16 protein-coding genes are annotated in these 19133 nt (G+C 63.7%); 9 read left to right on the plus strand and 7 right to left on the minus strand.

Annotated elements, in window-relative coordinates:
* Positions 1-90: 90 nt before the first annotated feature.
* The 5 genes from ACJD00_RS05020 to ACJD00_RS05040 all read left to right on the plus strand — a co-directional run bounded on the left by ACJD00_RS05020 (position 91) and on the right by ACJD00_RS05040 (position 6737).
* Entirely contained in the window at positions 91-777 is a 687-nt protein-coding gene (locus tag ACJD00_RS05020) for a hypothetical protein (protein ID WP_418908755.1), read from the plus strand.
* Between the two features lie 188 nt (positions 778-965).
* Positions 966-2756 (plus strand): proline--tRNA ligase, encoded by a 1791-nt coding sequence (locus tag ACJD00_RS05025; RefSeq protein WP_418908756.1) that lies wholly within the window; start codon positions 966-968, stop codon positions 2754-2756.
* A 62-nt stretch (positions 2757-2818) separates the two neighbouring features.
* The gene (locus ACJD00_RS05030) at positions 2819-3589 is read left to right on the plus strand and encodes a TSUP family transporter (RefSeq protein WP_418909309.1); all 771 of its coding nucleotides are present in this window, start codon (positions 2819-2821) and stop codon (positions 3587-3589) included.
* Positions 3590-3651: 62 nt separating this feature from the next.
* Positions 3652-4821, plus strand: a complete 1170-nt coding sequence (locus ACJD00_RS05035; protein ID WP_418908757.1) for a GAF domain-containing protein — start codon at positions 3652-3654, stop codon at positions 4819-4821.
* A 125-nt stretch (positions 4822-4946) separates the two neighbouring features.
* Positions 4947-6737: a flavin-containing monooxygenase gene (locus tag ACJD00_RS05040; RefSeq protein WP_418908758.1), complete on the plus strand. Its 1791-nt coding sequence runs from the start codon at positions 4947-4949 to the stop codon at positions 6735-6737.
* A gap of 492 nt (positions 6738-7229) precedes the next feature.
* Here ACJD00_RS05040 and ACJD00_RS05045 read toward each other — a convergent pair whose 3' ends face one another.
* The 7 genes from ACJD00_RS05045 to ACJD00_RS05075 form a co-directional block, all read right to left on the minus strand.
* Positions 7230-7901: a response regulator gene (locus ACJD00_RS05045; RefSeq protein ID WP_418908759.1), complete on the minus strand. Its 672-nt coding sequence runs from the start codon at positions 7899-7901 to the stop codon at positions 7230-7232.
* Positions 7898-9088 (minus strand): sensor histidine kinase, encoded by a 1191-nt coding sequence (locus ACJD00_RS05050; protein WP_418908760.1) that lies wholly within the window; start codon positions 9086-9088, stop codon positions 7898-7900. The genes ACJD00_RS05045 and ACJD00_RS05050 overlap by 4 nt, the downstream gene beginning before the upstream one ends.
* A complete protein-coding gene (locus ACJD00_RS05055; RefSeq protein WP_418908761.1) occupies positions 9070-9480 on the minus strand; it encodes a hypothetical protein in 411 nt (136 codons plus the stop codon). The genes ACJD00_RS05050 and ACJD00_RS05055 overlap by 19 nt, the downstream gene beginning before the upstream one ends.
* Before the next feature lie 107 nt (positions 9481-9587).
* Positions 9588-11738, minus strand: coding sequence for a peptidase domain-containing ABC transporter (locus ACJD00_RS05060; RefSeq protein ID WP_418908762.1), 2151 nt, complete (start codon positions 11736-11738; stop codon positions 9588-9590).
* A gap of 87 nt (positions 11739-11825) precedes the next feature.
* Positions 11826-11960: a hypothetical protein gene (locus ACJD00_RS05065; protein WP_418908763.1), complete on the minus strand. Its 135-nt coding sequence runs from the start codon at positions 11958-11960 to the stop codon at positions 11826-11828.
* A 575-nt stretch (positions 11961-12535) separates the two neighbouring features.
* Entirely contained in the window at positions 12536-12706 is a 171-nt protein-coding gene (locus ACJD00_RS05070) for a hypothetical protein (protein WP_418908764.1), read from the minus strand.
* Between the two features lie 154 nt (positions 12707-12860).
* The gene (locus tag ACJD00_RS05075; RefSeq protein WP_418908765.1) at positions 12861-13892 is read right to left on the minus strand and encodes a hypothetical protein; all 1032 of its coding nucleotides are present in this window, start codon (positions 13890-13892) and stop codon (positions 12861-12863) included.
* A gap of 140 nt (positions 13893-14032) precedes the next feature.
* On the opposite strand from ACJD00_RS05075, the gene rimP reads away from it, so the two are divergent.
* From rimP to infB, 4 genes are all read left to right on the plus strand, one after another.
* Positions 14033-14599, plus strand: a complete 567-nt coding sequence (gene rimP / locus ACJD00_RS05080) for a ribosome maturation factor RimP (RefSeq protein ID WP_418908766.1) — start codon at positions 14033-14035, stop codon at positions 14597-14599.
* 3 nt (positions 14600-14602) lie between these two features.
* A complete protein-coding gene (nusA, locus tag ACJD00_RS05085) occupies positions 14603-15586 on the plus strand; it encodes a transcription termination factor NusA (protein WP_309408160.1) in 984 nt (327 codons plus the stop codon).
* 89 nt (positions 15587-15675) lie between these two features.
* Positions 15676-16041, plus strand: coding sequence for a YlxR family protein (locus tag ACJD00_RS05090; protein ID WP_418908767.1), 366 nt, complete (start codon positions 15676-15678; stop codon positions 16039-16041).
* Between the two features lie 167 nt (positions 16042-16208).
* The gene (infB, locus tag ACJD00_RS05095; RefSeq protein ID WP_418908768.1) at positions 16209-19094 is read left to right on the plus strand and encodes a translation initiation factor IF-2; all 2886 of its coding nucleotides are present in this window, start codon (positions 16209-16211) and stop codon (positions 19092-19094) included.
* The last annotated feature ends 39 nt before the right edge of the window (positions 19095-19133 follow it).

Consider the following 19133-nt stretch of genomic DNA (forward strand, 5'->3'; position numbering starts at 1 on the left):
CATCTTCATGAAATACCCGGGCTAGACTTCAGGTGGAAGCATCACATCACTAAGGGGGAAGATCGCGTGGGTCAACGCAGGCTGCGGTGGGTGCGTGCAGGTTTTATCCTTGCCACCGGATTGCTTGCGCTAAGTGGCTGCACGCAGAACCCAGCCGCAAGCGCCGGGACTCAAAGTTCCGCACCGGTCGCCCCGGCGCTCGATGCCGCGACCGTTGAGCGGCTATTGAAGGACGCCACGAACGATGATCCCAAGGCCGTGGTGCTCGGGGACCGGCAATTGCGTGAATCCATTCCCAAAGCTCAACAGTGGCTCGAGGATGTGAAGGTCACGCCCGAAACCTGCGGGATTACCTTCGCCGCGCCCGTGGCGGAACAGCTGAAGAATTCCACGTTGGGCGTGGCCCAGACCAAGGACCAGCTCCTGACACTAGCGTCCTATCCGGACGCCGGAAAACTTGCCGAACACTGGCAACAGACGACCGAGGCAGCTAAGAAGTGCACCCGGTATTCGGTGAATGTCGACGGGCAAGTGCGGGCTTATCACCTAGCCAAGCAACCGGTCGCGGTGCAGGAACTGGCCGCCGACGCATGGGTGGTGACCAGTAGCGATGGAACCGACACCAGCCAGCAACTAATGGTGCGTGCCCTCTCCGGTTCTTCACTGGCGGGTGTGCAACGTACCGTCTCTGGACAGGTGTCGAAACAGGATGTTGCCCAGGCGGCAGACCTGCTCGCCCAGCTGCTGAAGCAAGCCGAAAAAGCGACCGAAAAGTAGGCGGAGGCTGCGCGCGAACGCGGTTTATGTCACGCTCGAGTAGATGCTTGTCCAAAGGCGGCTTTTCTACGGCTAAGATTGTCTGAGGCCGCCTACGGCGCCACCTAAAAATACTAATGATTTGCCCATCCAGCCGGCCGCTTATTCTCGATGTGAAAGCGGGGCTTGAACCTTGAAGGACGCCTAGAGTGGTTTCGAAACTTTCCACCCTGTTCCTGCGCACTCTGCGCGAGGACCCGGTCGACGCTGAAGTGGCCAGCCACAAGCTGCTGGTTCGCGCCGGCTATATTCGACGTGCGGCCCCGGGTATTTATACGTGGTTGCCGTTGGGGTTGAAGGTGTTGGCCCGTGTCGAGGCGATTATCCGCGAGGAAATGAACGCGATCGGCGCCCAGGAAGTGCACTTCCCGGCGTTGCTGCCACGCGAACCCTACGAGACCACGAACCGCTGGACCGAGTACGGTGAGGGCCTATTCCGCCTGAAGGACCGCAAGGACGCGGACTACCTGCTGGCGCCCACCCACGAAGAGATGTTCACCTTGCTGGTCAAGGACCTGTACAACTCGTACAAGGACCTTCCGGTGTACCTCTACCAGATTCAGAATAAGTACCGCGATGAGGCCCGTCCGCGTGCCGGCCTGCTACGCGGTCGCGAGTTCATCATGAAAGACTCCTACTCCTTCAATATTGATGACGCCGGACTCGACGAGGCCTATTACGCGCACCGCGGCGCCTACTTGAAGATCTTCGAGCGTCTTGGCCTCGAGGTTGTGCCGGTCTTCGCGCAAGCCGGTGCCATGGGCGGTTCGAAGTCCGAGGAGTTCTTGCACCCAACCGCCATCGGCGAAGACACTTTCGTCCGTTCGCCCGGCGGATATGCGGCCAACGTCGAGGCTGTGACCACCGTGGTCCCCGAAGACATCGACTACTCGAATGCTCCGGCCTTCGAGGTGCTCGACACCCCGGATACCCCGACCATTGACACCCTGGTCGCCGCCGCCAACGAGATCCGTCCGCTGGAGGACGGCCAGTGGGCGGCCGAAGACACGTTGAAGAACGTTGTGCTCGCCGTGATCGACCCGGCCGGTGAACGTCACCTCGTGGTCCTCGGTGTGCCCGGCAACCGTCAGGTCGACCTCAAGCGCGTAGAAGCCACCATCGGCACCGCACTTGAGATCGGCGGCGAGGTCCAGGTCGAAGCCGCAACAGCAGAAGACTTGAAGAACTACCCGCAGATCGTCACCGGCTACCTCGGCCCGGCCCTTGGGCTGGATAATGTATTGCTCGGCACCGAATCGGTGACCGGCATCCCGTACCTGGTGGATCCGCGCGTGGTCTCCGGTACGACTTGGATCACCGGTGCCAACGAAGCCGGCAAGCACGTCTTCGGGCTGGTCGCCGGTCGTGACTTCGGTTGGGACGGCACCATCGAATGCGTCAACGTCCTCGAAGGCGACCCGGCACCGGACGGCTCCGGTCCGCTGCGCACCGAGCGCGGCATCGAAATGGGCCACATCTTCCAGTTGGGCCGTAAGTACGCCGAGGCTCTCGACCTGAAGGTGCTGGACTCCAACGGCAAGCTACAGGTCGTGACCATGGGTTCCTACGGCGTCGGCGTCACCCGTGCGGTAGCCGCGCTGGCCGAGGCCTACCACGACGAGAAGGGCCTTTCCTGGCCGGCTCAGGTCGCCCCGGCCGACGTGCATGTCGTCGTCACCGGCAAGGGACCGGAGCTTCTAGAAGCGGCCGAGAAGCTCGCCACCGATTTTGAAGCTGCCGGCCTCGAGGTACTGCTCGACGACCGTCCGAAGCTCTCGGCTGGCGTGAAGTTCTCCGACGCCGAGCTCATCGGTGTGCCGAAGATCGTTGTGGTCGGACGCGGTCTGGCCGACGGGCTGGTCGAGGTCAAGGACCGTGCCACCGGCGAGCGCAAGGATGTTGCGGTCGATCAGGTGGTCGACGAAGTCAGCGGGAGCTAACCCGCCGAGAAAGAGAGTGTGTGCGGGTGGTTGAATCCCTCGAGTTTCTAGGCCCCGATCTACTGCAGGCTGGCTGGTGGCCGGTGTTGCTGTTATTGGCCGCCGGCTTTGCCGCCGGATGGATCGATGCGGTGGTCGGCGGCGGGGGACTGATTCAACTGCCCGCGCTACTACTTTTTCCCGGGCTCAGCCCGGTACAGGCACTGGCCACCAATAAGTTGGGTTCCATCTTTGGAACCACAACCAGTGCCATCACCTATTACCGGCGAACCAGTCCGGATCTGAAAACGGCGATTCCGATGGCGTTGCTGGCACTTGTCGGAGCGTTCGGTGGGGCCGGTATCGCCACCATCCTGCCGTCGGCGGCCATCAAACCCATCATTATCGTGGCGCTGGTCGCCGTGCTTGCCTTCACGATCTTCAAACCGCGGGCAGGGGAACTGAGTCAACTACGTCACCGCGGCCGTACCCACTACGTGTGGGCGTTGCTCATTGGGTTAGTGATCGGCGGTTATGACGGAATGATCGGTCCCGGGACCGGTTCGTTCCTGATCATCGCAATGGTCACGATCTTGGGATATAACTTCCTGCAGGCTTCTGCCAAGGCCAAAATCGTCAACTTGGCCACAAATCTCGGGGCCCTGCTACTCTTCCTTCCCGGCGGGCACGTGGCTCTCGGGTTGGGTTTGGCCCTGGGCGTGATGAATATGTGTGGTGGCTATCTGGGGGCACGGATGGCCATATCCAAGGGCAGCGGCTTCATTCGCGTTGTCTTCGTGATCGTGGTGCTCGCTCTGATCCTCAAGCTTGGCTGGGATATGCTCGCCGGATAGTTGACCGGCTTTCAAGCTGCCAGCTCTTCTCAAACGCCCCAGTTGCTGGCATCATTCGGTAAATGAACTCGATCTCCCACGATGCGTCGCGGCCGCAGCCTGCACTGGGGGCCGGGGAAGATCCGAACCTCAAGGCGCGGGCGTTGCTGCCGCTCCATCGTAGTTGGGCCGAGTCCCGGCAAGTGGCCCAGCAGGTGCGCCCCGTGGTGGCCCGCTCGTGGCAGCGCGCCGGTGATTACCGTGCCACGGTGAATCCGCTAGATTCCGGAGATCTGAACGAGCGCCGTCAAGCGCATCGGGAACTACAGTTGTTGTTGCCGTTGTTCAAGGAGCGTCTTCTTGCCACGGCCAGCGATGCGCAAAACCAGCTGGTGATCTCCGATGGTGCCGGCTACGTGTTGTGGGTGCTCGGCCCCTTTGCGGTGCGTCGCAGGTCCGACGGCATAGGTTTTGTGCAAGGAGCCCGCTGGCGCGAAAACGATGTGGGTACCAATGGGATCGGTGCGGCCATGGCCGAAAAAGTTCCGGTGCAGATTTTTGGCCCGGAACATGCCCGCGAGGAACAGCACAGTTGGGTGTGTACTTCGGCGCCGATTATGGGGCCCGGCGGAGACCGACTTCTGGGAACCATTACGCTCTCGGGTTCCTACCGCACTGCACACCCGCACACTCTCAGTCTGCTCTCCGCCGTGCTGGGCGAAGCCCGGGGAGAACTGGCCCGCGCCGAACAGTCGCGACTACAACGGCTGGTGGATTCTACCCAGCTACCCGACGGTGGTTATGTCCTGGTGGACGAGCAAGGCACCGTCGCTGCCCAACGCGGTTTCGTGCTGGCGCAACAACTCTCGCTTCCGGCGGCGCTGGGACAGGCACCTAGCTGGGTACCTGGCCTCGGCGTAGTCAATGCCCGTCAGGTTCCCGGCGGTTGGATACTGGCGCCGACCGCCAGCGAAACGTTGCTCGAACTGTACGCACAACCGCATCCGCACGCCGTGATCCGGGTTGAACAGGGGAGCAGCGAGATCGCCCTGAGCCATCGGCATTGGCAAATACTCCGCTTGCTGGCGCAACATCCGCAGGGCGTGGAGGCCGAACAGTTGCGCGACTTGTGGCCCTCACCGGCTTCGGCGATTACCGTACGTGCCGAAATTTCTCGCCTCCGCTCGAGGCTCGGTGGCCTCATCGGTTCTAGGCCATATCGGTTACTGGTGCCGGCTCGGTTCGTCGACTGAGCATCCAACGTTGCAACCTTTTGCAACGCTGGTCAAATGTGAGCTAGCTCATACTCTGGGGATATGCACCCCCGGCGCACCGCGACCGGGATGTTCCCACGGTAGAGCGAAGCGAAGTGAAAACTATGAGAACCATCGACCCCACCCAGGCGGCCAGCGAATGGCTCACGGCCTTACAGCACGCACTGGACGAGCGAGACGCCGACGCGGCCGCGGCATTGTTCGGGGCGGAATGCTATTGGCGGGACCTCGCGTCATTGACGTGGAATCTACACACCAGCGAGGGGCGCGAAGAGATACGCGCGATGCTGCAGGGCATCGAGCCCTCCGCCTGGCCGCGCGAGCTGACAGTCACCAAGGCCAGCGAAGCCGATGGTGTGATTGAAGTCTGGTTTAGCTTCCAGAATGAGGCGTTCGATGGCCTGGGCATCCTGCGCCTGCGTGAGGGGCGTTGCTGGACCATGCTTACCACCGCCCAGCAGCTACGTGCCCATCCCGAACCGGCAGGTCCACGCCGTGAACTTGGGGCCAGCCACGGCAGCGCCATGAGCAGCGAAAACTGGCTGGATAAGCTCACCAGGCGCAAAGAAGAATTCGGCATCACCGAGCAGCCCTACGTGCTGGTCATCGGCGGCGGCCAAGGTGGTATTGGGCTCGGTGCCCGGCTCAAACGCATGGGGGTCCCAGCACTGGTGATCGATAAGCACCCACGCCCCGGTGACCAGTGGCGTTCGCGCTATCACTCGCTAGCCCTGCACGACCCGGTCTGGTACGACCATATGCCGTATCTGGAGTTCCCCGACCACTGGCCGGTGTTCACCCCGAAGGACAAGATGGGCGATTGGCTCGAAAGCTACACCAAGCTCATGGAACTGGACTACTGGTCCAACACCGAGGCACTGAAAGCCACCCAACGACCCGATGGGCAGGGTTGGGATGTACAGGTGGTGCGCGAAGGTGAGGAACTCACCTTGCACCCTCAACACCTCGTGTTAGCTACCGGCATGTCCGGGGTGCCAAATATGCCCAGCTACCCGGGGCAGGAGATCTTCGCCGGGGAACAGAACCATTCATCCACCCACCCCGGGGGTGCCCGCTACAAGGGCAAGAACGTGGTGGTGATAGGCGCGAACAATTCGGCCCACGACATCTGCGCGGACCTCGTGCACAACGGTGCGAAACCCACCATGGTGCAACGTTCGTCCACGCACATTGTGCGCTCGGAATCCCTGATGAAGACCGTACTCGGACCGCTCTATTCCGAGGAGGCTCTGGCCAATGGCATCGACCACCACGCCGCCGATCTAATCTTTGCGTCGATCCCTTACAAGGTACTGCCGCAGTTTCACATTCCGGCCTTCGCGCAGATACGCGAGGCGGATGCGGATTTCTACGAAGGCCTCGAAAAGGCCGGGTTCGACCTGGACTTCGGCGACGACGAGTCCGGTCTATTCCTCAAGTACTTGCGCCGCGGCTCGGGATACTACATCGACATCGGCGCCTCCGCGCTGGTGGCCGACGGGTCCATCGCCTTGGCCCGCGGCGAAGTCGATCACCTCACCGAGAATTCCGTGGTGCTCACCGACGGGACCGAGCTGCTCGCCGACGCGGTGGTGTATGCGACCGGATACGGTTCGATGAACGGTTGGGCCGCGAAGCTCATTTCGCAAGAAGTTGCCGACGCGGTGGGCAAGTGCTGGGGCCTTGGCTCGGACACCACCAAAGACCCCGGACCTTGGCAGGGCGAACTGCGCAATATGTGGAAGCCGACGCAGGTCGAGAACCTTTGGTTCCATGGCGGTAATCTGCACCAATCTCGGCACTATTCAAAGTATCTAGGGCTACAGCTCAAGGCGCGCTACGAAGGGATCGATACGCCGGTGTATGCCCTCGCCGAGACGCATCACTTGGCTTAGCGATAGGTTCACTTAGGCGTCGGGCCGACCCCTAGCTCAAGGGCCGGCCCGACGCCTGTGCGTAGGCCAGGGTCGGCCCATCCCGCTTCCCTTAGAACGACTCTACGTCTACTGTCGAAGCGGCCAAGGTAATCGAATCCTAGCGATATGGTGTAGTTGCTCGTCGCGATATTGCCATCATAAAAGACAGAGATGTGGCGACGTATATTCACGGCTTCCAACATCTGATCTCCGAAGTGCTACGCAAACGTACGGTCGAGATGCGTCGGTCGCTTCGTACCGATGAGGTAGCGTGGCACGACGTGAACTTTGAACATCAATGCATGTGATCTAAGGTTATGTCGTTTCCTAGCCACAAAATCAGCACGGAAAATATCGCATTAGAAATTACAGATGGTGAGTTCGACGACGACGTTTTTCTGAACAGGATTTCCATAGATGTCATCGAGGAAACCTTCTGTGGGAACCTAGCGAGTGTGGGGCGCGGCATGCCTACGGAACTGGATCGTGTGGGTCGACGAAACCGCTACGGTAGGCCATGGCCACGGCAGCAGCACGATCCCGAGCACCGGTCTTGAACAGGATCCGCGCCACATGAGTTTTGACCGTCGCTTCGGAGAGCACAAGCCGCTCTAGGATTTCCCGATTGGAAAGGCCCGCGGCGACAAGTCGTAGCACCTCCTGCTCACGCGGAGTCAGTAGCTCGGCGGGGTTACGATGATCCGCGGCTCGGGTGCGTAGCTTTTGGACTAGGCGAGTGGCGGCGGTCGCATCCAGCCAGGTGTCTCCAGCGGCCACGCGGCGGATGGCGTCGGCAATCTCGGTGGGAGAGGCGTGTTTGAGCAGGTACCCGCTAGCCCCGGCCTGCAGGGCGTTGAGCACGACATCTTCATCGTCGAAAGTGGTCATGATCAAAACCCGGGTCAGCGCGTCCGGGTGTGTGGCCGATTCGCGCACCAGTTCCCGAGTGGCCGCCACCCCGTCGAGCCCGGGCATCCGCACATCCATCAAGACCACCTCGGGGTGGTGTACCCGGGCCAGTTCAAGGGCCTCATGCCCGGAGCCGGCCTCGGCAACAACACTCATATCTTCTTCGGCGGCCAAGAGCATGCCGATTCCGGCACGCACCATTGGTTGGTCATCGACGATCAGAACCCGAGTCATTGCTCGTCCTCCATGGCAGATGGGTCGGCCGGTCTTGTGCGGCCTTCGATGGGTAACGTGGCGCTGAGTAGGTAGCCATCGGCGGTCGCACCGGCCTGCAGGTGGCCGCCCAACACGCCGAGACGCTCTCGCAGGCCCAGGAGACCGTAACCGCCGCTGACCGCTCCGGCGGTCGGTGTGCCGGAGACGGAGCTGAGCGTGAGTATGAGCTGGTCTGTTCGCCACGTGATGTGCAGGTGTACCTGGGCCCCATCGCCGGCATGTTTCATCGCGTTGGACAGCCCTTCCTGCACCACGCGGTAGGCGGCATGGCTGATACTGGGATCTAGTGCCTGCGCGGTGCCCTCCACCTCGTTGCTCACCTGTAGGCCGGAGGCTCGGGCCGCGTGGATCAACTCTTGGAGTTCGCCGACGCCATGCTGTAAATCTTCTCCGGGCTCCGTGGCTGATTCGCGCAGCATCCCCAACAGGCGGTGCAGTTCGCGCATGCTTTGCTCCCCGGTGGCCTGAATCTCGGCCAGAACCGCGTCCACATCCACATCGGTGCGGCCGGTACGCAGCACCGCACGTAGCCCGGCGACCTGTAAGAGTATGCCGGTGAGCGAATGGGCCACACTGTCGTGCAGGTCGCGGCTGATACGTAATCGCTCCATGGCGGTGGCCTCGACACGGGCATCTTCGGCCCAGCGCCGTTCGGTCACCAACCGCTGCGCGGTATGTGCCAGGGCCCGTCCGCTGAGCCATACGGCCAGGGCGAGGACCGCCCACAGAGCGAGGTTGATCGCCACGAAGAGTGCATCGGAGTCCTCATAGAAGAAGCTGCCCGTATAGGTCGTGACGGTAATTGGGACGACCGAACCGGCCAAGGCCAGCCGTGCGGCAAGCCGGTCGCCGAGTCGCGCCATCAGGAACAGGGCCATCAAGAATCCGGCCATATTCTGCACCGAGGGCAACGCCAGGGTGGCCAGTGAGATGCAGAGCATGGAGAGATAACCCGGTAGCGGGGAGCGTGGCCAAGCTAGCGGGAGATAGCCCAGCGCACCAATGCTCACTACCAGTACCAGTGGTGCATGCCCGCCGGTGAAGGTGTCGGTATCGCCGCCCCAGATCGCCAGGTCTAGTACGAACACCGCGGCGGTGACGGCCGCCCGTAGCAGCCGACGCCGGGTCAGCAGCCGTAGAGCCATGGGAAAAGACGGCACCAGAACATGACGCGGGCCCCCATGCGATCGTCGGTGGGGAACTCGAACCCGGCGGGTGCCCGTTCGCCGTCCACCGGTAGGCTACCGGCGGGCAGATGCAGGACCGTGACTTGCCGCCAGGAGTCGGGCAAACGTGGGCCCTGCTGAATCTCACTGGGAGTGACCTGTTCACCGTTGAGTTCCACCGTGCAATCTCGAGTCAAACCGCCAGCTTCCAGGAGCACCGTATCGCGGCGGATTGCCCACCCGGTGAGCAGTAGCCCGGCGCACTGCACCGGCACCGCTTGGGCCTCTGGCAGGGTGATGGTCGCGTCGCCGGAGTCACGATCGTTCTTGCCGTTGCCGTGTCCAAGATCGGGTGCTGGGGTGGGGGACATGTCGCTAGACCTTTCGAAAATGAATGTGCGGTGGCTGACAGTATCCTTGCACAGCGGTTGCCGCGGCGGAATCATCCCGGTGCGGTATTCGCGTTCATCCCACACATTCAGGTGCGCAAGCGTCGCTGCTGTAACGAGGCGTACCAGCCTGCGGCACGTGCCAGTTGCTCCGGTGTGCCACGTTCGATGATCTTCCCTTGGTCCATCACCCAGATTTCATCGGCGTCGGCTGCCACATCCAGTCGGTGGGTCACGATAATTCGAGTGATCGATAATTGGCTGAGGATCTGGTCGATGTCGCGTTCAGTTTTGGCATCTAGGGCGCTGGTGGGTTCGTCGAGAATCAGTAGCCGCGGTTCGGCGAGCAGGGCTCGAGCTAAGGCTAGGCGTTGGCGTTGTCCGCCGGAGAGTCCAGCACCGGCGGCGCCGAGCCGGGTCTCTAGGCCCAGCGGCAGTGCGATGACTTCTTGGGCCAGCTGGGCCCGAGCCAGGGCCTGCCAGATTTCGCGCTCCGAGTAGCCGGTGCGTCCGGCGAGTACCGCCTCGCGCAATGTACCCCGGGTCAGCCAATTGTCTTGAAACACCACACCAACCTGCGCCCGGGTGGCTTTGGGTTCGAGCTCCTGCAGATCCATGCCGTCGTAGCGCACCTGCCCGCTGCTGGGGGTGCGCAATCCGGCTAGAATCTCGGCCAGTGTCGTTTTCCCGCACCCGGTGGGACCCATCAGGCACAGTTTGGACCCGGCCGGTAAACTGCCGGAGATATCGTTGAGGATCGGTGCGCCGTGGCGATCGTGGCGGAAGCTGACACGCTCGAGCTCGATGTCACCGCGCAGGCGGGCCGGGGCCCGACCCACGGTGCGTTCCTCCTCTCCGGATTCGAGATCTTCGAGCCGGTCCAACAGGGGACGCAGATCGGCCGCACCCACCAGCTGGGTGGCCAGGGAGGTCAGCGGGGTGAGCGTCGCGGCGGCCAGGCCCATCAGCCCGAGGGCCGTACCCGGCGTGATTTGGCCGATGGGTCCGGCGCCGGGCAGCGTCGTGGCCTGCACCAGAATCAGCAACGGGGTCGCGATGGCAAGTGCGGCCAGCAGTGTCAGGGACAGCGCGCCGAGTCGTGCCCGGGACCGCGTGAGTGTTAGCCGGCGGGTGAGCATCTGTTGCCACCGTTCGAGCTCCGTTTCCTCGGCCCCGAAAGCGCGCAGGGTCTGAATGCCGCCAATGGAATCGACCATCAGCGTCGAGGATTCGACCGAGACAAGAATTTCCTCCCGGCGCAGCGCCGCGCATCGCCCGGCAACCCACAAAGAGAGCCCCAATGCGAGCACGATAACGAGAGAGGTCGTTAACGCCAAGGGTGGGGCGATCACCAGTAGCGCGATGAGGTAGCCGGTCGTCAGTACCGCATCGAGTGCCGCCCCCAGCAGGGTGACCGAGAGCAGTGCGTGAATGGCGTGAGCCGATTCCACCCGGCCCATCAGGTCTCCGACCGTGCGATGAGCGAAAAATTTCAGGCTGCGGCTAAAGAGCGTGGAACTCACCCGGCGACTTAGGGAGCCGGCCAGCCGATACTGCAACGAGGCCAGTACCCACGATCGGGCCAGCGCCAGTACCCCCATGACCAGCGCCAGCCCAATCCCGAGCAATAACCAGCGGCTCACGGACAACCCGCCGGCCACCATGGCGTCGACGATGACACCCGTGGCGACCGGCAACGCTAGACCGCCGAATGCCAGTAGCGCCGAGAGCGCCCCGGCGTACCCTAGATCCTTGCGGACCGCCCCCAAGGTTTGGCGTAACAACGGCGATCTGCGCTGCTGCACAAGTCCGTCGGGGACCCGAGGCTGCGATTGCTCCGTATCCAGCACCAGGATCATGCCGCTACACTCGGCGACGAGTTCCTCGGCCGCGAGCGTGCGACGACCCACCGCCGGATCCATGAGCGTGACCCGATGACCCCGCACTCGTTCGGCCACCACATAGTGCTGCCGGCTCAGATGCACGATCGCCGGCAAGGGCAGCTGATCCAAGTGGGTGACGAGATCCTCCGGCTCGGCCAACAAGGCCTTGAGCGCCACGCCCCATTCCGAGGCGACCTGCCGGATGACCAGCCCGGAGCAGCCGTCGCGGCCAGGATCCATCTGTGCCCGTACGGAGCTCAGCTCGGCCGTGCGGCCACGGAAGCGCAACAGCGCGGTGAGGCAGGCCGGTGCGCAGTCGGTGTCGGCGGTTTGCAGGACAACGTTAAGGCGGGACATCTCGGGATCCTTCACTAGAGGTGGACGGTGGCTGACCGGTACGGGCGCCGACCGCAGGGCGGTTCGGCGCCCGTGGATGGCCGGTGGTTAGCGCTCGACGACGACGATGATGGTGCCGTCGCTGAGCACGTAGATGGTGACGCGTTGGCCGCCGTGGACCGCGGCGATTTCTTCGTCGGTGGCTTCGTGGGCAAAGGCCGGGATGGTGGTTTGCGTGGACATGATGGCTCCCCTTGGCGGGACGGTGGATGACCCGATGTCATCCGGGTAGCAACGATCTTGCGCCTTGGCGCCTGCCGTCCGCGTCGGTCTGATGTGGGCTTTGGGCTCACACCCTGGAGGTAGGCGGTATCAACCGCGCCGAGGGTAGGGAAAAGCCCACGGCCGCGCACCTCTCAACCGGGATGCGCGGCCGTGGGCCGTGATAGCGCGTGGGGCACCCGTCTTAGCTAAGCCACTGCTTCCATTCGGGTAGCGGATTATAGGGACCAGGCAACGGTGGCGGCAGCATGGAATCGCTTGAGGCCTCGACCCGTACCGGTTCAGGTCCCGGTAATGGGATGGGAACCGGGTAGTACGGTGGTCTCGGCCAGGGCAACGGGAAGCAGCGCCACAGATCGCTACTGGACTGCTGGGTGGTGATCGGACACGGGGCAGGGGACGGCCAACGACTTGGCTCATCGCCTTGGGCTGGCGCGGCGGCCAGAAGCAGACCGCCAACCAGCGTTCCGGCCATCAGTAAGGTGCGAAAACGTGGATTGCTCATGGTGACTTCCGAACGAGGAGCTGGTCTGCGGCTACTTGGCCGAGACGTTGATGTTCACGTTCTGGCAGTCACCCTCGACGGTAATCGTGGATAGTCGCCCTTGGGCGTCGTAATTATAGCGGATCGTGCATTCGCCGCCGTGGAAGCTGGCCAATTCCGCATCGCTCAACTCGCGGGAGGTGGGGGTCTGAATGGTGTTCATGGTGGCTCTCCAGTCTTTGGTGAACGGCCGGTTGCCGTTCGACTGCCCCCAGCATGCCCAACGCGCGGCATCCCAGCCATCGAGCTCAGCACCGAACTGCCCTACCGTACTGGGCTAGCCCCTGGTACCACTGCGGCAGTAGGGACCTTTTTCGCTATTTTGCTGCGCGCAGTAAATCGAAGGGCACTTCGTCTTCGGCGAGCGACTCGAAAAGGTCTACCCCGAGCTCGGCCAACTCGGCGCGCTTGGCCCCGGAGGTCGAGGTGGCCGCATCCAACACGGCAAAGGCGAAATCACGTTGGGCCGCGTTGCCGACCTCTGGAAGCTTGTCCAAGGAGTTCTCCGGCAACCGGTAGGCCGGGGCGCGGACGTCGGAGCAGTCCGGGGCGCGCACCGCACGCAGCGCGGCGAGCTGGGTGGCCAACCGATCGCGGCGCCGCTCGAGCGACTCGGCGGCCTTGCTCCCGCTACGCGCGGCGGTGAGTTGCCAGATGTAGTCCAGCGCGTAGCCGCGGTCCAAGGCGTAAGCCACATCGCGCACCGCATCCTGCCCGTGGCCCGGGGTTGGCACACCCTCGTCCGCGGCCAGGCATGCCACCGGGGCGGCGTCGGCCGCGCCTCCGGTCGCCGCCAGCGGGGCGGTAAGCCCCTTGGGGCGCTGCTTCTTGGGCAACTCGGCAATCACCGCGCGGGCCTGGAGGTTGAGGGCCACGGCGCTGTGGGTGAGCACCTTGCGCACCTGCGGGGCATTGTCGGGGGCCTCGGGCACCTCGGCGCTCGCCGTGGCCGCATCCACGGCTAATTGCGCGGCCGCCTGCTCGCTGTAGTCCTGGGCGAGCACCGGTTGGGGTTCGTTCTCGAAGCTCAGCTCGCCAAGCAGGGCCACCGAGGTGCCGAGCGTTTCCTGCAGTCCACGCAGGGCCAGTTTGGTGTCGCCCTCGGAGAGGTCGGCCAGCTGCTCGGCGCGATCTTCTAGGTTAGCCAGTCTCGCCGAGTACTGCCATACCTGTTGCTGCTCGTTGCTGACCCCGCGGGCACCCTCGGGTAGTCCGCGTTGCACGAGCAGCGGACGCAACAGGGTCACGGCCAAGATCCAGCACAGGGCGATCACCAACACGGCTGCCAATAAAGGGGCCAGCCAGCGTGGGGCGCGACGGGGAACGTGGCTCTTCGGGTGCGCATTCATCCCTATGATCTTCCCATGCCCATGCGGCGATTCAGCATTTTTGTGGTGAGTTCGGCCACCAGCGCCCGCTGAGCCGTTCTCAACGTCGATGGGAGGCGATACGCTTTAGAGACAACAACGAATAGCGTGGGAGGATATCCATGACCGGAACGCCGGCCGATACCGAACAAGAAGCCTTGCGGTTGATGACCGTGCTGAACAAGGAAGTGGAATCCCACGGGCTGGTTTTGGAGGAAGTTTCCCTCCGAACCGCTGGGACTCAGCAGATCATCCAGGTCATTGTGGATCTGCCCACCGGCACCGAGTCGGTCAATCTTGATCAGCTTGGCGAAGTCACCACCACCGTTTCTACCGCGCTGGATCGCGACCCCGTGTACGCGAACAGCGCTCCCTATGAACTAGAAGTCAGTTCCCCGGGTCTCTCCCGCCCGCTGACCGAACCGCGCCACTGGGCGCGCGCCCTGAACCGCATGGTCAAATTCCGTCTCGGAGACGGCACCCGGCTGCGCGGACGCATCACCGAGGTCGGCGATCAGCAGGTGCTCATCGCGGTGCACCACGAGCCGGCGAAAAAGGGCATGAAAGCAAAGGTGGACGAGCCCCGCGGCTTCGCCTTCACCGACATTCGTAAGGCCGTCGTCGATCCCGAATTGAATTTCGACGACGCCGCAGTGATCACCGACGACATTGAAGACATGGAGGACTAGGGCGTGGATATCGATCTCGAAGCCCTGCGCATTCTGGAAAAGGACCGCGACATCCCAATGGATGTGCTGATCCCAACCATCGAATCCGCGTTGCTATTGGCCTACAACAAGACCGAGGGCGCAATGCCCAACGCACGGGCCGAAATTGAACGTAGCACCGGGCACGTGCGCATTATGGCCCCGGATGTGGATGAGAACGGCGAATTCCTTGGCGAATTCGACGACACCCCGGTGGGTTTCGGCCGTATCGCCGCCTCCACCGCGCGCCAGGTGATTATGCAGCGCCTGCGTGAGGCCGAGGACGCCCAAGTGGTTGGCGAATATGCCTCCCGCGTCGGCGAGCTGATCTCCGGTGTGATCCAGCAGGGCCGCAACTCCCTGATGGTGCAGGTCAACGTCGGTGACATCGAAGCCTTGCTGCCGCCACCGGAACAGGTGCCGGGGGAGCGCTACCCGCACGGTAAGCGCCTGCGCGCCTATGTGGTCTCCGCCGAGCGCGGCATGAAGGGCCCGGCCGTGACCCTTTCGCGCTCGCACCCCAACCTGGTGCGCAAGCTCTTCGAAATGGAGGTCCCGGAGATCGCCGAGGGCGTCGTGGTCGTCGAGGCCCTGGCCCGCGAGGCCGGACACCGAACCAAGCTGGCCGTGAGCGCCACCGTCAACGGCGTGAACGCCAAGGGTGCCTGCATTGGCGAAATGGGCACCCGCGTGCGCGCGGTGATGAATGAGCTGAACGACGAGAAGATCGACATCGTCGATTACTCCGAGGATCCGGCCAAGTTTATTGCCGCCGCGCTGTCCCCGGCCAAGGTGGTCTCGGTGGAGATTTTGGACGCCGACGAACGCCGCGCCCGGGTGATCGTGCCCGATTCCCAGCTGTCCTTGGCCATTGGCAAGGAGGGGCAGAATGCCCGTCTGGCCGCCAAGCTCACCGGCTGGCGCATCGATATCATTGCCGCCTCCGGTGGCAAGGAGCCACAGTTCTAAACGGCCAACTAGTCAGGCCGTGAACCTTCGGCGTCGACGTGAAAGCAACCTCACGTCGGCGTCGGCGTTTAAACGCGCTAGACTGGTAGGTGGCTTTGGACATTTTCATCGCGAAAGGCGGGATCGGCACCGGCATGAAGCTGCAGCAGCAACGAACATGCATCGCGTGCCGTACCACCGAATCGCGCCAAGGCTTGATCCGTTGGGTCCTGTCCGGGGACGTATCGCCGCGTGCGGTACGCCTGGATATCGCGGCCACCGCCACCGGGCGGGGAGCGTGGACCCATGCGGATCAACAGTGCGTGCGCAAGGCCGTGCAGCGCAAGGCATTCCACCGAGCCTTTAGGGCTCCGGTGAACGATGCCTCGGTGCTCGAGCAATTTGCCGCCCACGAAGATTTACCGGCAGCCGGCCGGAAATCTGGCAGAGACAAGGAAAGCGGGTCAGAAATCTGATGGCAACCCGATGAGACCGCAATGTTGAGCGCACAACGATGAACAATCGATTTTGCGTGAAGATCCGTGCGGCGGAAGAATTTCACAAAATTACACGCTGATCTGCCAGAACCCACATCCCTTTGGACGCGTTGGATCTTGGCCGATCGCATTGATACAGGAGAGATGTGGCTAAACCCCGCGTTCACGAGCTCGCCAAAGAGCTCGGAATCAGTTCCAAAGAAGCATTGACCAAGTTGCAGGATATGGGCGAGTTCGTTCGCTCGGCCTCCTCCACGGTCGAACCGCCGGTGGCACGCAAACTGCGTGATGCCTTCGGCGGCGGCAAGCCTGCCCCGGCCGCTGAGAAGAAGCCGGCCGCAGCACCCAAGCCAGGCGGCGCCCCGAAGCCGGGCGCACGCCCGACCCCGGAGGCTCCGGCCCCGGCGGCTAAAACCCCAAAGGCTCCCACCCCGGGAGCCAGCACCCCGAAACAGACTCCGGCTCCGGCCGCCGAGTCCAAGCCCAGCGGCAACGCACCGACCCCGGGTGGTCCGCGTCCCGGCCCGCGCCCGGCAGCTCCCAAGCCTGCCGGTCCGCGTCCGGGTAACAACCCGTTCTCCTCGCAGCAGGGGATGCGCACCGGTGAGTCCGGTCAGGGCGGCCAACGCTCCGGCCAGCGCGCGCCACGTCCGGGCGGTCCACGCCCAGGTGGTCCGCGTCCGGGCAACAGCCCGTTCTCCTCGCAGCAGGGGATGCGCACCGGTGAGTCCGGTCCGGGCGGCCCACGTCCGGCAGGTCAGCGGGGTCAGCGCCCCGGCGGTCAGGGCCAGGGTGGTCCGCGTCCGCCACGTGGCGAGAACGCTGGTCAGCGCGGCCCGCGTCCCGCAGGTGCAGGTCAGGGCGGTCCACGCCCAGCCGGTGCCGGCCAGGGCGGCCCGCGTCCGGCCGCTCCGCGCACCCCGAACGGTGTACGGGCCACCCCGGGCGTTATGCCTAACCGCACCGAACGTCCGGCTCCGGCAGGTGCCGGCCGCCCAGGTGGCGGTGCCGGTGGTCGCGGCCGCCCAGGCGGCGGTGGCGGTCCGGGTGCCGGTGGCGGCGGCGGATTCCGTGGCGGCGCTCCGCGCGGTCGCGGTGGCGTAGGCGGTGCCTTCGGTAAGGGAGGCGCCGGTCGCGGCAAGCAGCGCAAGTCAAAGCGCGCAAAGCGCCAGGAATTGGAGCAGATGAGTGCTCCGAGCCTGGGCGGCGTGAATGTGCCGCGCGGTAACGGCCAGACCGAAATTCGTCTGCGTCGTGGTGCCTCGATCACCGACTTCGCCGAGAAGATTGGCGCCAACCCGGCAGCCCTGGTGACCGTGCTGTTCCACCTTGGTGAAATGGCTACCGCCACCCAGTCGCTGGACGAGGCAACCTTCGAGGTCCTCGGCGAAGAGCTGGGCTACAAGGTTTCGGTCGTCTCCCCGGAGGACGAGGACCGCGAGCTGCTCGAAGGCTTCGGACTCGATCTCGAGGCCGAGCTTGAGGCCGAAACCGAGGAGGAGCTCGAAGAGCGCGCCCCGGTTATCACCATCATGGGTCACGTCGATCACGGTAAGACCCGACTGCTGGATGCTATCCGCCAGTCGAACGTGATCGCCGGCGAGCACGGTGGCATCACCCAGCACATCGGTGCGTACCAGATCGTGCACCCGCACGAGGGCCGCGACCGCGCGATGACCTTCATCGATACCCCGGGTCACGAGGCGTTCACCGCCATGCGTGCCCGTGGTGCCGAGGTGACCGACGTGTCCGTGCTCGTGGTCGCCGCCGACGATGGCGTGATGCCGCAGACCGTCGAAGCGTTGAACCACGCTCAGGCGGCCGGCGTGCCGATTATCGTCGCGGTCAACAAGATCGATAAGGAAGGCGCCAACGCCGACAAGGTCAAGGGCCAGCTCACCGAGTACGGTCTGGTGCCCGAGGAATACGGTGGCGACACCATGTTCATCGAGGTCTCCGCACTGCAGAAGCTGGGTATCGACGACCTGCTCGACGCCATCCTGCTGACCACCGACGTGCTCGAGTTGCAGGCCAACCCGGACAAGTCCGCACGTGGTGTGGCCATCGAAGCGAACCTGGATAAGGGTCGCGGCGCCGTGGCTACCGTGCTGGTGCAGTCCGGTACCCTGGCCGTCGGCGACACCATGGTGGTGGGCACCGCCCACGGCCGTGTGCGTGCCATGTTCGACGAGAACGGCGAAAACCTGGACGTGGCCCTGCCGTCGCGTCCGGTGCAGGTGCTGGGTCTGTCCACCGTGCCACGCGCCGGTGACAGCTTCCTGGTGACCGAGGACGAGCGCACCGCCCGTCAGATCGCCGAGAAGCGCGAGACCGCCGAGCGCAACGCTCAGCTGGCCAAGCGTCGCAAGCGCATCACCCTGGAAGACTTCGACAAGGCAGTGGCCGAGGGCAAGATCGATACCCTCAACCTGATCCTGAAGGGTGACGTCTCAGGTGCCGTGGAGGCCCTGGAAGACTCGCTGCTGAAGATCGACGTGGGCGACGACGTGCAGCTGCGCGTTATCCACCGCGGCGTGGGTGCCATCACCCAGAACGACGTCAACCTGGCGACCGTGGACAACGCGATCATCCTGGGCTTCAACGTTCGCCCGGCCGAGCGCGTTGCCGAAATGGCCGACAAGGAAGGCGTGGACATGCGCTTCTACTCGGTTATCTACGCCGCCATCGACGATATCGAGCTGGCACTGAAGGGCATGCTCAAGCCGGAGTACGAAGAGGTCGAACTGGGTACCGCGGAAATCCGTCAGGTCTTCCGTTCCTCCAAGTTCGGCAACATCGCCGGTTCGATCATCCGTTCGGGCACCATCAAGCGCAACACCAAGGCGCGCCTGGTCCGCGACGGCAACGTTGTGGCCGAGAACCTGTCGATCGACTCGCTGCGCCGCGAGAAGGACGACGTCACCGAGGTCCGCGAGGGCTTCGAGTGCGGTATCGGTCTGGGGTCGTTCAACGACATCAAGGAAGGCGACATCATCGAGACCTTCGAGATGCGTGAGAAGCCGCGCGACTAGTAGTTCTCGGCTGTTAGCAGCCTGACTCACCGATTCGTG

Origin of the sequence: Glutamicibacter endophyticus (genome assembly GCF_048457885.1) — a bacterium.
GTDB classification, from domain to species: Bacteria; Actinomycetota; Actinomycetes; order Actinomycetales; family Micrococcaceae; genus Glutamicibacter; species Glutamicibacter endophyticus.

Excerpts from the sequence above, each read along its gene's own strand:
- ACJD00_RS05060 (WP_418908762.1), bottom strand. The coding sequence starts at position 11,738 with ATGTCCCGCCTTAACGTTGTCCTGCAAACCGCCGACACCGACTGCGCA.
- ACJD00_RS05070 (WP_418908764.1), bottom strand. The coding sequence starts at position 12,706 with ATGAACACCATTCAGACCCCCACCTCCCGCGAGTTGAGCGATGCGGAA.
- ACJD00_RS05065 (WP_418908763.1), bottom strand. The coding sequence starts at position 11,960 with ATGTCCACGCAAACCACCATCCCGGCCTTTGCCCACGAAGCCACCGAC.
- ACJD00_RS05040 (WP_418908758.1), top strand. The coding sequence starts at position 4,947 with ATGAGAACCATCGACCCCACCCAGGCGGCCAGCGAATGGCTCACGGCC.
- ACJD00_RS05050 (WP_418908760.1), bottom strand. The coding sequence starts at position 9,088 with ATGGCTCTACGGCTGCTGACCCGGCGTCGGCTGCTACGGGCGGCCGTC.
- ACJD00_RS05055 (WP_418908761.1), bottom strand. The coding sequence starts at position 9,480 with ATGTCCCCCACCCCAGCACCCGATCTTGGACACGGCAACGGCAAGAAC.
- ACJD00_RS05045 (WP_418908759.1), bottom strand. The coding sequence starts at position 7,901 with ATGACTCGGGTTCTGATCGTCGATGACCAACCAATGGTGCGTGCCGGA.
- rimP (WP_418908766.1), top strand. The coding sequence starts at position 14,033 with ATGACCGGAACGCCGGCCGATACCGAACAAGAAGCCTTGCGGTTGATG.
- ACJD00_RS05035 (WP_418908757.1), top strand. The coding sequence starts at position 3,652 with ATGAACTCGATCTCCCACGATGCGTCGCGGCCGCAGCCTGCACTGGGG.
- ACJD00_RS05075 (WP_418908765.1), bottom strand. The coding sequence starts at position 13,892 with ATGAATGCGCACCCGAAGAGCCACGTTCCCCGTCGCGCCCCACGCTGG.